Here is a 12318-nt window from a genome sequence, read left to right as displayed (position 1 = left end):
ACCACTGGACGGTTTTCGGTGGTATAACCGGGGCGTCCTCCGCCGCGAGTCGCCAACATGCTCTTCCGCGAACTGCCCGCTTCCGCACAGACCGCCTATGCGGAACTGCACGAGCGCGTGCAGGTCGCCGAAACGCTGCGCTCGCCGGCTGCGGTCACCGGCACGGTGGCCTACAAGACCATCAAGGGCGCCCGCTACGCCTACTGGGCGTTCAAGGAGGTGGACGGCCGCAAGCGCGAGTACTACCTGGGTCCCGCCGGCCCCACGATCGACGCGATCGAACACGCCCGCCACGCCGGCGCGCCGGTGCTGGACAGCGTGGCACGACAGGCCGCGGCGGCGATCGCACACGGCTGCACGGCGACGCCGCCCAGGCACTTCCGGATCGTCAAGCGGCTGTCGGAATACCAGTTCTTCCGTGCCGGCGGCCTGCTGGTCGGCATCCACGCCTTCGTCGCCCTGGGCAATCAGCTGGGCGTGGCCTGGGATGCCGCAACCCGGACCCTGGACCCGGACTTCGCACATGCCGGCCCCGGCGGCAACGTTTCTGTGGCCCTGCCCGCCGATCTGCGCGCCAATGCCCACGATGCGCTGACCTCGCTGGAACTCGGCTTCCTGCCCGCACTGGGCGGCAGCAAGGGTATCGCCAGTCTGTACGTGAACCAGCGCGACCCCGACCTCCGCGTCGATTTCCTCACGGTGGCGCGCCGTGCCGGGTGCAACGAAGTCCACGCACCCGACCTGGGGGTCGCGCTCAGCCCGTTGAAGTTCCTCGATTACCTCATCGACCGGCCAGGCCAGGCGGTGCTGATCGACCGCGCCGACGCCTGCCTGGTCAACCTGCCCGATCCCGCCCGCTATGGCCTGCACAAACTGATCGTCGCCCACGAACGCGGCCCGCGGCACCCCAAGCACGGCAAGGACATCGCCCAGGCCCTGGCGCTGATCCACTGGCACCTGGACCGCGCCCCGGACCTGCTCGGCGAGGCCTGGGCCGACCTGGCCGACCGCGGCGCCGGCTGGCGCAAGCGGGCGCTGGCCTCGCTGGCCGCGGCGCCGGCTTCGCTCAAGGAGGTGGTCGACCGGTTCCGGCGACTGGCGGGGCTGCGGTAACGCTGAGGCTGAGGGAGTCTGAGCCTTTGCGGCCACGTCGCCAGGCGAAGTCGGGCCGCTGCTGCGGCCCGAAGTGCGTCGCCCCGCAAGCGCCTACCGCTACTTCAGCTTCGCATCCGCCCGCAGCGCCTCGGCGCGGTCGGTGCGCTCCCAGGAGAACGCGGTGGCCTGCACGGCCTTGCCGGCGCCGTCGGTGTAGGTGACGGCCTCCGGCTTGCGGCCGAAGTGGCCGTAGGCGGCGGTGCGCTGGTAGACCGGGTGCACCAGGTCGAGCATCTTGATGATGCCGTACGGGCGCAGGTCGAAGTGCTTGCGGATCAGCTTCTCGATCTTGTCGTCGCCGATCCTGCCGGTGCCGAAGGTGGTGACCGAGATCGAGGTCGGCTCGGCGACGCCGATGGCGTAGCTCACCTGCACCTCGCAGCGGTCGGCCAGGCCGGCGGCGACCACGTTCTTGGCGACGTAGCGGGCGGCGTAGGCGGCGCTGCGGTCGACCTTGGACGGGTCCTTGCCGGAAAACGCGCCGCCGCCATGACGGGCCCAGCCGCCGTAGGTGTCGACGATGATCTTGCGGCCGGTCAGGCCGCAGTCGCCGACCGGGCCGCCGATCTCGAACTTGCCGGTCGGGTTGATGTGGTACTTGGTGCCCTTGTGCAGCCACTTGCCCGGCAGCACCGGCTTGATGATGTGCTCGCGCACCGCCTCGATGAGGTCCTTCTGCTTCACGCCCGGGTGGTGCTGGGTGGACAGCACGACGGCGTCGATCGCCACCGCCTTGCCGTTCTCGTAGCGCAGAGTGACCTGGCTCTTGGCGTCCGGGCGCAGCCAGGGCAGCGGCGAGTTCTTCTTCTTGCGGACCTTGGCCTGCTGCTCCACCAGGCGGTGGCTGAGGTGGATCGCCGCCGGCATGAAGGTGTCGGTCTCGCTGGTGGCGTAGCCGAACATCAGGCCCTGGTCGCCGGCGCCCATCTCCTCGGGCTTCTTGCGGTCGACGCCCTGGGCGATGTGCGGGCTCTGCTTGCCGATCAGGTTGAGCACGCCGCAGGTGGCGCCGTCGAAGCCGACGTCGCTGCTGTTGTAGCCGACGTCCAGGATCACCTTGCGGGTGAGCGCCTCGAGGTCGACCCAGGCGCTGGTGGTGATCTCTCCTGCGACGATCGCCACGCCGGTCTTGACCATGGTCTCGCAGGCGACGCGGGCGCCCTTGTCCTGGGCCAGGATGGCATCCAGGACGGCGTCGGAGATCTGGTCGGCCAGCTTGTCCGGATGGCCTTCGGACACCGATTCGGAGGTGAACAGGGTGCTGCTCATGGGCGATCTATCCTTTGTTCCGGATGAAGCGATAAAGTAGGGCGGGCATCATAGCCAAGCGCGGCCGGGATTGCATCTGCCCGGCCAGGCAGGGTAAACCCCCCACGTGCGGCGACGCCCGACCGGTCGGTCCGTTCACGCCGCCATGCGGCGCCGCCTGACACCGTCCGATTCTCCCCTGACCCCTGCACCGGAACCCGGCCATGGACGACAACGAAGACCGAAACGGCGTCAACCGCGCGCAGGCCGAGGAGGCGATCCGCACCCTGCTGCGCTGGGCCGGCGAGGACCCGACCCGCGAAGGCCTGCTGGACACGCCCAAGCGCGTGGTCAAGGCCTACGGCGACTGGTTCAGCGGCTACGCCGAGGACCCGAACGCCTACCTGCGTCGGACCTTCGAGGAGGTCGAGGGCTACGACGAGCTGATCATGCTGCGCGACATCGCCTTCGAGTCGCACTGCGAGCATCACATGGCGCCGATCATTGGCCGCGCCCACGTCGGCTACCTGCCGACCGACAAGGTGGTCGGCATCTCCAAGCTGGCGCGCGTGGTCGAGGCCTACGCGCGGCGTTTCCAGGTCCAGGAGAAGCTGACCGCGCAGGTCGCCCACTGCATCCAGGACGTGCTGCGACCGCGCGGCGTCGGCGTGGTGATCGAGGCCCAGCACGAGTGCATGACCACCCGCGGCGTGCACAAGCGCGGCGTGTCCATGGTCACCAGCCAGATGCTGGGCTGTTTCCGCGAGGACGCCCGCACCCGCGCCGAGTTCCTGGCCTTCATCGACATGCGGCGGGGCTGAGGCAGCGGCCGTCGGGCCTCGCGACGCCGCAGCGCGTCGCGCGCTACCTGACGTACGAATCCGCGGCACGCCTGGTCGATACCTAGGGGCAGCGTAACTCCCCAACGTCGGTCGCGGGGCGGCTGCCGTTATGGCGCTGGACACGCAGACGGATTCCTGACGTGGGCCGCCGCAGCCATTCGCCGGCCTGGCGGCAGAGGGTTTCGCCCGCTTCCTCGAGGCTGGCCTCGCCGAGCCTGGCGATGACCACGGGCGCGTCGGCGGCATCGCTGACGCCGGCGAGCTGCACGGCCGCCACGCGTCGCTCGCGCTCCCGGGCGAGGCGGCCCTGTCTTGCCTGCTGTGAAGCCTGCCGCGCCTGTTCCGCCTGCTCGGCGAGCGCCGCCTCCATCTGCGCCGCCTCCAGGGCCAGCCTTCTACGATCGAGCAGGTCCTCGACGAACCAGGCATACCAGGGCCAGGCCAGGGCCAGGACCACCAGGACCAGCACACCGGTGCCGAACCGGCGGTCGGCGGCGGTATCCGGGGTCTTGCCATTCTGGCGCGGCGGTCGGTAATTGTCGGGCTCGGTCATTACTGCTGATCCGTGCTTGCGTGGTTCCGGGGTATCTCCGGCATCTTCAGGATCATTCCCTGATGTCGCGCACTGCAGCACGCGGCAGGGAGTTTTTCCACCTCCGGAGACCATTGCCCGCGCACCCAGCCCGCGGGAAGGGCAGCCACGGCTGCGGATGCCATCGCGCCCGCCCTCGGGGAGGGCGCGTCCCGGTGAGGACGACAAGCGTGCGGGGATGCCGGTTCGCGTAGGCTGCGCGCCGCCATCGATCGATGCATGGGCAACCTCGCTCTCCGCGTCCCACCGCGAAGCGGAAGATTCCGGGGTCGTTTCCGGAAAACCGCCGACGGCGCCCGACGCCGGGTTTGCTAGCCTTGCGCGCATGAACGAACGCGCCGCCGACGTCCTGCACCGCATCTTCGGCTTCAGCGCCTTCCGGGGCCAGCAGCAGGCGATCATCGAGCATGTAGTGGATGGCGGCGACGCCCTGGTGCTGATGCCGACCGGGGCCGGGAAATCGCTTTGCTACCAGGTGCCGGCCATCGTCAGGCCGGGCACCGGCATCGTGGTGTCGCCGCTGATCGCCCTGATGCAGGACCAGGTGGATGCCCTGTGCCAGCTCGGCGTCGCGGCGGCCTGCCTGAACTCCAGCCTGGATGCCCAGGCCGCGGCCGAGGTCGAGCGCCGCCTGCTGGCCGGCGCCCTCGACCTGCTCTACGTCGCGCCGGAACGGCTGCTGACGACACGCTGCCTCGATCTTCTCGAACGGGTGGAGGTCGCGCTGTTCGCCATCGACGAGGCGCACTGCGTGTCGCAATGGGGCCACGATTTCCGGCCCGAATACCGGCAGCTCGACGTGCTGCACGCGCGCTGGCCGCAGGTACCGCGCATCGCCCTGACCGCCACCGCCGACGCGCCGACCCGCGCCGAGATCGTCGAACGCCTGGAGCTGGCCGACGCCGCCTGCTTCACCAGCTCCTTCGACCGTCCCAACATCCGCTACAGCGTGGTCGACAAGGACAATCCGCAACGCCAGCTGCTGGCCTTCCTGGCCGGGCACCGCGGCGAGTCCGGCATCGTCTACTGCCTGTCGCGGCGGCGCGTCGACGAGACCGCCCTGGCGCTGGCCGGGCACGGCATCGAGGCGCTGCCCTACCACGCCGGCATGGACGCCGCGCAACGCGCCGCCAACCAGCGCCGCTTCCTGCGCGAGGACGGCGTGGTGATGGTCGCGACGATCGCATTCGGGATGGGCATCGACAAACCCGACGTGCGCTTCGTCGCGCACCTGGACCTGCCCAAGTCGATGGAGGGCTACTACCAGGAGACCGGCCGCGCCGGCCGCGATGGCGAACCGGCCCATGCCTGGCTGTGCCACGGCATGGCTGACGTGGTGAACCTGCGCCGCTTCATCGACCAGCCGCTGGCCGAGGCCGGCGACGACATCGACGCCGACACCCGTGCCCGGCTGGAACAGCGTCGCCGCGTGGAGATCCGCAAGCTGGACGCGCTGGTCGGCTACTGCGAGAGCCTGCGCTGCCGCCGCCAGGTCCTGCTCGAGTACTTCGGCGAGCGCCTGGCGCATCCCTGCGGCAACTGCGACACCTGCCTGGACCCCCCGCAGGCCTGGGATGGCACGCAGGCGGCGCGCATGGCGCTGTCGGCGGCCTGGCGGACCGGCCAGCGCTTCGGGGCCGGTCACCTCATCGACGTGCTGCGCGGCAAGCCCACCGACAAGGTGCGCCAGCAGGGCCACGAGGAGCTGCCGACCTTCGGTGTCGGTGGTGAGCTGGACGAACGCACCTGGCGTGCGGTGCTGCGGCAGCTGGTGGCGCTGGGCCTGCTCGAGATCGATCTCGCCGGCTACGGTGCGCTGCGGCTCACCGAAGCGGCCGGCCCGGTGCTGCGTGGCCAGCAGGACGTGCGGCTGCGCCGGCCCACCGCCCGGTCGGCAGCCCGGAACCGGCGTCCGAAGGCGGCCGCGCCGGCGATTCTCGATGCCCGTGGCGATGCCCTCTTCGAGGCCCTGCGCGCCTGGCGGGCGCGCACCGCGAAGGCCCAGAACGTGCCGCCCTACGTCGTGTTCCACGATGCCACCCTGCACGCCATCGCCGACGCCGCGCCGGACAGCCTGGACGCACTGGCCGGGCTGCACGGCGTCGGTGCCGCCAAGCTGGCGCGCTACGGCGACGAGCTGCTGGCGGTGGTCGCCGGCGCGGCAAGCCCCGCAGTCGCCACCGACCCGGCCTGAACCGGGCACTGCGGCACGTCCGGATCCGCGCGCGGCGGCTAAACTCGCCGCGCCTGCAGGGAGAGTCGCGATGACCCACACATCCGTCCGCGGTCTGGTGTTCGCCCTGGCCGCGGCATGCGCGGCCGGCGCGAGTTTCCTCGCTGCCGCGCAGGCGCCCGCAACCCTCCCCGCCGCTGAGGTGGCAGGCGAGCCGGCATCCGCCGTGGCCATCACCGATGCGCAGCGGCTGGCGGACCGGCAGCTGGGCGATTTCGTCGATGGCCTGGTCGAAGGCCTGCGCCTGCGGACGCCGCTGGAAGGCATCGTGGTCAGCGTGGTGCAGGACGACCGGGTGCGCCTGGTGCGTGGCTGGGGCCGCGCCGGCGTGGACCCGGAACGCCCGGCCGATGGCGAGGCCAGCCTGTTCCGGATCGGCTCGGTGAGCAAGACCTTCGCCTACACCGCCGCCATGCAACTGGTCGCCGAGGGCCGGATCGGCCTGGACGACCCGGTCAACGGACATCTGCCCGACGCCCTGCGGATCCCCGACCACGGCTGGGCCGAGCCGATCCGGGTGCGTCACCTGCTCAGCCACACCGCGGGCTTCGAGGATACCGCGCTGGGCCACCTGTTCGAACGTGAGGCCGCTGCCGTGCTCGCCCCGGCCGACTACCTGCAGCGGCACCGGCCGGCCCGGGTGCGCGCACCCGACACCGCGGCGGTGTATTCCAACTACGGGGTCGCCCTGCTCGGCGCGCTGATCGCCCAGGTCGCCGGCATGCCCTTCGAAGACTACGTCGAGCAGCGCCTGACCGGCCCGCTGGGCATGGCCTCGACCACCTTCCGCGAGCCGCTGCCCGAGGGCAACCCGCGCCGCATCGATCCGCGGCTGGCGGCGCGCCTCGCCACCGGTTTCGAGATGGCCGGCAGCATCGCCTCCCCGCGCGGCTTCGAGTTCGTCAGCCACGGCGCCGCCGCGGGCGCCGCCTCGTCCAGCGCGGCCGACATGGCGCGCTGGATGCGCGTGCACCTGCGCGACGGCGAGCTGGACGGCGTGCGCATCCTGCCCCCCGGCATCGCGGCAGGCATGCGCGAACCGCTGTTCGTCAACGCCACGGGCGCGCCGCCGGTGCTGCACGGTTTCCTGAGCGAGCGCTTCGGCGCCGTCCCGGCCTACGGCCATGGCGGCGCCACCTTGTACTTCATGACCGCGATGGCCCTGCTGCCCGAACTGGACCTGGGAATTTTCGTCAGCGCCAACAGCGGCAACGCCAGGGGCGCCGTGACCGACGTGGTGCGCGCCATCGTCGAGCACGTCCAGCCGCTGGCCCGACCGGCATCGCTGGCGCCGGCAAGCGACGCCGCCGCCCTGACGCGCTACCTCGGCGACTACCGGGGCAACCGCCGGGCGTACACGCGTGCGGAGTCGGCGGTGATGAAGCTGTCCGGCGATGCCCGGGTCGACGCCGACGGCGGCGGCGGCTTGCGCCTGCGCATGGGCAGCCAGACCCTGCGGTTGTTGCCCGAGCAGGGCTCGGTGTTCCGCCAGGACCGGGGCAACCTGCGGGTCGTGTTCGAGGTCGGCAGCGACGGCCGCGCCACCGGCTTCGTGGTCAGTCCCGGCATCCAGCGCCACGAGCGGGTCGGCTTCTGGGACCGGTCGGGTGTGCTGGCCGGCGTGCTGGCGCTGGCGGCCCTGGTCGCGGCCACCCGCCTGGCCGGCAGCCTCCGGCGCGCCAGCCGGCGCCGGCAGCCGACGCGGCCCGGGCTGGCGCCCGTGCGCCTGCTGCGTACCTTCGGGGCGCTGGCCTGGCTGGTCGCCGTGGTCCTTGCGGTCCGCGCCGGCCTTGATCTGGCCGGACGCGGCAATTCGCTGGTGTTCGACTGGCCGACCGGCCAGGCCTGGTGGGCCCTGCTGGCCTTGTCGGTGGCGGCGGCGACCACCGTGCTCGAGCTGCTTGCCCTGCCCGCGGTGCTGCGCAGCCGCTGGCGGGCCAGTGCCCGCCTCGGCCACCTGCTCGGCCTGGCGGTGCTGGCGCTCGCCACCTGGCTGCTGTGGCGCTGGAACCTGCTGGGCATGCAGCTCTAGGTTCCGAAACGAACGCGATCGTGCCCGATCGCCCGGCCCTCCCGAAGCCACGAACCCGGCCCCTGGCCCCTGCCCCCTCGTCCCTGGCCCCTCGTCCCTGGCCCCTCGTCCCTCGTCCCTCGTCCCTGGTCCCTGGTCCCCGGTCCCTGGTCCCTGGTCCCCGGTCCCCGCTCCCCGGTCCCCGCTCCCCGCTCCGTCAGGCCGCACGCGCCCGCACCCCAAGGCGCTCCAGCACCTGGGCGGCGGCCCACTCGCCAGTTTCGCAGCCGCCTTCCATGAAGCCCTGGTTGTCCAGCGCGCAGTGCTCGCCGGCGAAGTGCAGCCGCCCGGCCGGTTCGCCGGCGGCGCCGCGCAGCGTGGTCCACTGGCCCGGCCCGTAGCATGCGTAGCTGGCCTGTACCCAGGGCTGCGACGGCCAGTGGAAACGCACCGCCTTCTGCCCTGCGTGGGCGGCCGCCGCCCCCGGGAAGATCCGGTCGAGGTCGGCTGCCACCGACTGCGCCAGCGCCGCCACCGGCCCACGGCCGATCGAGCGGGCATGGGCGCCGCCGGTGAAGTTGGTGAGGATGCCGTGCCGGCCGGGCTGGGCGCGGCTGGTCTCCCAGGTGCTCTGCAGGGCCAGGTCGGTGAAGGTGCTGCCGTTGCTGCCGTGCTCGCGCCAGACCCGACGGTCGAAGCCGATCATCAGCTTGGCATTGTCGCCGTAGCCCAGCTCGGCGATGGCGCGGCGCTTGGCCGGCATCATCGGCAGGTCGATGCGAACCCGCCGCAAGGTGGTGAACGGCAAGGCCAGGATCACCAGGTCGGCGGCGACCTCGCGACTGGCCTGGCCGTCCTGGCGCAGGCCCAGCACCACGCCGCCGTCGCTGCCTTCGCGCACGGACTCCAGCGCGACGCCCGTCTCGATGGCGTCGGCAAGCCGTGCGGCCAGGGCATGCACCACGAGGTCGTTGCCGCCACGCACGTGGAAGCGCTCGTCGCTCTCGCCGAAGATGCTGAACCGGTCGTCCTCGATGGCCATGAAGTCGATCAGGTTGAGCGCCGACTGGCGGTCCGGTTCGGCGCCCATCTCGGTGGTGTAGGCGACATCCACCAGCCGCCGCAGCCAGCCGTCCAGTCCGGCCGCGTCCAGCCATTGCGAAAGCGGCGTGCGGTCCAGGTCGGCCAGGCCCTGGTCGTCGCGCCAGGTGATGTCGTCGTCGGGCAACCGCGCCTGGTCGCGCGCCAGGGCGCGGGCCAGCGGCGCCATCGCCGCGACCAGCTCGTGCTCGCTGCGGCGCTGGCCCTCGAACCACCAGACCTCCTGATGCAACTCTGCGCCATCGGCGGGCAGGTCGTCCAGGGCCAGGCCGAACTCGGCGCACAGCGCCTGGATGCGGACGTGCCCGGTGTCGATCAGCTCGCCGCCCAGCTCCACGACCTGACCCTCCGGGAAATGGTCGCGCAGGCTGTACATGCGGCCACCGATTCGGTTCCCGGCTTCGTAGAGGCGCACCGGCACGCCCGCCTGGCGCAGACGCCAGGCGGCGGTCAGGCCGGCGATGCCGGCACCGACGATGGCCACTTCGCGAGCGCCGTGCACGGGCGCGGGCAGCACAGGGGCCAGCGGGCGCGGCATGCAGGCAGCCAGGGCCAGGCCGCCCACGGCAAGGCCGGACTGCCGGAGGAAGTCGCGGCGGGTCCGGCCCCGGCGTTGCGCGGCCAAGGCGTCGATGATTTCGTCTGCAGGTGCGCCGCCGGATTCGACGGCGCGCGCCGTGGCCAGGACGCGACGAAGGATGCGGAACAGCGGAGTGCGGGCTGCGGCCATGGTGGTCCTCCCGGTTGGTGGCGAACACAGAGTGTGCCGTGGCCGTTCCCGGCCAGACCGGACGGAGCCGGTCGACGGGCCGGCCGCCGTGGCGGACGCAGGCCCGCCTGCGGCGGTCCGTGCCCGCTGCGCGCGAAGCGGCACTGCGGCCTGCCCGCCCCGATCCCTCCCGGGCAGCACACCGCCGAACCAGTGTAGCCGTCGCTCAGGCCAGCGCCAGCGGCGACGCGCGGGTCGCCGCAAGTGTCGCGTACAGGTCCTCGAGCCGGCGTGTCAGGACAGGCGCGGACCAGCGGGCCGCATCCTGGGGCCCGGCCTGGGCGAGCGCCGACCTGCGCACCGGGTCGCGCAGCAGGCGGTCGACGGCGTCGGCGAAGCCTGCCGGATCCTCGGGCGCGACCACGGCGCCGGACGCGCCGGCGAGGACCGCTGCGGTGCCCATCACGGCAGTGGAGACCACCGGCACGCCCAGCGCCAGCGCCTCGATCAGCACCAGCCCCTGGGTCTCGGTCGGCGAGGCGAACACGAAGGCATCCCCGGCGCGGTAGCAGTCCAGCAACTCGGTGCGCCGGTCGAGGTTGCCGAAGAAGCGCACCTGTTCGCCAAGCCCCAGTTCGGCGACACGCTGGCGCAGGCGACGCGCATCCGGCCCTTCGCCGGCGACCAGCAGCAACAGGCCGGGATGCGCGCGTTGCAGCCTGTGGGTGACATCCAGCAGCAGGCCGATGTTCTTCTCCGCGGCCAGCCGGCTGACCGTGACCAGCACAGGCCGGTCGGCGGGGATGCCGTGGCGCGCGCGGAAAGCCGCGCCGTCGCCGCCCTTGAACTCGGTGAGATCCAGGCCGGTCGGGAGCACGGTGAGCGGTGTCGAGATGCCATAGCCGGCCAGCACGCCGGCCATCTCCCCGGTCGGCACGACCAGATGGTCGAGCACCCGGCAGTGGCGCCTCGACAGCGCCCTGGCGCCGGCCCGCAGCAGGCGCCCCGGCAACCAGGGCAGGTAATGCCGCGCGTACTGCTCGAACCAGGTGTGGTACGAGGCCACCAGGGGACGGCCGGTTCGCCTTGCCACCCGCAAAGCGAGGGCATGGGCGCGGAATGGGGTATGCACGTGGATCACGTCCCAACGCCGAGCCGCCAGCTGCGCCGCGGCGGTGCGCACGGCGTTGCCGGAGATCAGGCGGTCCTCGGGATCGAACGGTACCGGGCGGCCCGGCAGGCGCAGCACCTGGAAGGGCTCGGACTGTCCGGGCGCGTCGTAGCCGGGCGCGACCAGGGTGACGGCATGGCCCAGCCGGACCAGTTCGCGGGCGAACGACCGGATCGAGGACGACACGCCGTTGACCCGGGGAAAGTACACGTCCGAGAGCATCAGGATGTCCACCTGCCAAGGCTGGCGGACGTTGATTGCGGCAATGCGACAGCGAGCGACCCTTCGCGCCGGCTTCAGGACGCGTCGCCGACCATCGGCGCATGTCGCCATCGCCTGACACAGCGCATCGGCACCGCACCGGGCCGCCGGTGGCGGGACTGGGCAGGCCTGCCCGGGTCCTGGTGACCGGCGCCAGCGGCGGTGTGGGCGGTGCCCTGGTCGCGGCGCTGGATGCCGACCCCGGCGTTGCCGTGCTGTTGGCGGTCGGCGGCCGCAGGCAGCCCGCCCTGCCGCGGCCGGACCTCCCTGGCCGGCACAGCCTGGCCTGCGACCTGACCGACCCCGGGGAACTGGCCGGGCTTGCGACCCGGGCCGGGGAACTGGCCGGCGGCGGCCTGGACCTGGTGATCAACGCTGCCGGCCTGCTGCACGGACCGGGCGTGCGCCCCGAGAAGGCGCTCGCCCAGCTTCGCCTGGAGGCCCTGCAGGCGGTTTTCGCGGTCAACGCCTTCGCACCGGTGCTGCTCGCCCAGGCGCTGCTGCCACTGCTGCGTCACGGCGAACCGGCGGTGTTCGCCTCGCTGTCGGCAAGGGTCGGATCGATCGGCGACAACCGCCTGGGCGGCTGGTACGCCTACCGGGCCGCCAAGGCCGCCCAGAACCAGCTGATGCGCAGCTTCGCGATCGAGCTGCGGCGGCTGAATCCCGCCGCTGCCTGCCTGCTGCTGCACCCGGGCACGGTCGACACGGCCCTCTCGCAGCCCTTCCGGGCCGGCCTGGGGCCCACGCAAGTGATCTCTCCGACGCAGGCGGCCGGGCACCTTCTGGCGGTGATCGCGAATGTGTCGCCCGCCGACAGCGGCAGTTTCCTGGCCTGGGACGGGCGCCCGATTCCCTGGTGAGCGGCGCCGCTCAGCCGACCGCAAGAACCAGCAGGGCGACCAGCAACGCCAGCCTGGGCCGGCCGCCGCCCGACCACGACGGGACGCGCGGCGGCGCCCGGAACGGCACGGCGTCGACTCTTTTCGTCCTGG

The 12318-nt window shown here is 72.3% G+C and carries 9 protein-coding genes; 5 read left to right on the top strand and 4 right to left on the bottom strand.

Annotated elements, in window-relative coordinates; translation table 11 throughout:
• Positions 1–57 precede the first annotated feature (57 nt).
• The gene (locus KF823_10085) at positions 58–1113 is read left to right on the top strand and encodes a nucleotidyltransferase domain-containing protein (GenBank protein ID MBX3726256.1); all 1056 of its coding nucleotides are present in this window, start codon (positions 58–60) and stop codon (positions 1111–1113) included.
• Between the two features lie 99 nt (positions 1114–1212).
• Here the strand turns inward: KF823_10085 and metK are convergent, their stop codons facing one another.
• Complete coding sequence (gene metK / locus KF823_10080; GenBank protein ID MBX3726255.1) at positions 1213–2424, bottom strand: methionine adenosyltransferase; 1212 nt, start codon at positions 2422–2424, stop codon at positions 1213–1215.
• 203 nt (positions 2425–2627) lie between these two features.
• Here metK and folE point away from each other — a divergent pair, with 203 nt between their 5' ends.
• Positions 2628–3224 (top strand): GTP cyclohydrolase I FolE, encoded by a 597-nt coding sequence (folE, locus tag KF823_10075; GenBank protein ID MBX3726254.1) that lies wholly within the window; start codon positions 2628–2630, stop codon positions 3222–3224.
• Between the two features lie 82 nt (positions 3225–3306).
• On the opposite strand, the gene KF823_10070 is transcribed toward folE, so the two are convergent.
• Positions 3307–3798: a hypothetical protein gene (locus tag KF823_10070; GenBank protein MBX3726253.1), complete on the bottom strand. Its 492-nt coding sequence runs from the start codon at positions 3796–3798 to the stop codon at positions 3307–3309.
• Positions 3799–4162: 364 nt separating this feature from the next.
• On the opposite strand from KF823_10070, the gene recQ reads away from it, so the two are divergent.
• Complete coding sequence (gene recQ / locus KF823_10065) at positions 4163–6031, top strand: DNA helicase RecQ (protein MBX3726252.1); 1869 nt, start codon at positions 4163–4165, stop codon at positions 6029–6031.
• A 70-nt stretch (positions 6032–6101) separates the two neighbouring features.
• The gene (locus KF823_10060; GenBank protein ID MBX3726251.1) at positions 6102–8102 is read left to right on the top strand and encodes a beta-lactamase family protein; all 2001 of its coding nucleotides are present in this window, start codon (positions 6102–6104) and stop codon (positions 8100–8102) included.
• A 196-nt stretch (positions 8103–8298) separates the two neighbouring features.
• Here KF823_10060 and KF823_10055 read toward each other — a convergent pair whose 3' ends face one another.
• Both KF823_10055 and KF823_10050 read right to left on the bottom strand, forming a co-directional pair.
• The gene (locus tag KF823_10055; GenBank protein MBX3726250.1) at positions 8299–9912 is read right to left on the bottom strand and encodes an FAD-dependent oxidoreductase; all 1614 of its coding nucleotides are present in this window, start codon (positions 9910–9912) and stop codon (positions 8299–8301) included.
• Positions 9913–10117: 205 nt separating this feature from the next.
• Entirely contained in the window at positions 10118–11296 is a 1179-nt protein-coding gene (locus KF823_10050) for a glycosyltransferase (protein MBX3726249.1), read from the bottom strand.
• A gap of 89 nt (positions 11297–11385) precedes the next feature.
• On the opposite strand from KF823_10050, the gene KF823_10045 reads away from it, so the two are divergent.
• Entirely contained in the window at positions 11386–12186 is an 801-nt protein-coding gene (locus KF823_10045; protein ID MBX3726248.1) for an SDR family NAD(P)-dependent oxidoreductase, read from the top strand.
• Positions 12187–12318: the final 132 nt, after the last annotated feature.

The organism is Lysobacterales bacterium, assembly GCA_019634735.1.
GTDB lineage: Bacteria > Pseudomonadota > Gammaproteobacteria > Xanthomonadales > UBA2363 > Pseudofulvimonas.
The sequence above is the reverse complement of the archived record's forward strand: the minus strand, read 5'-3'. Positions and strand labels throughout refer to the sequence as shown.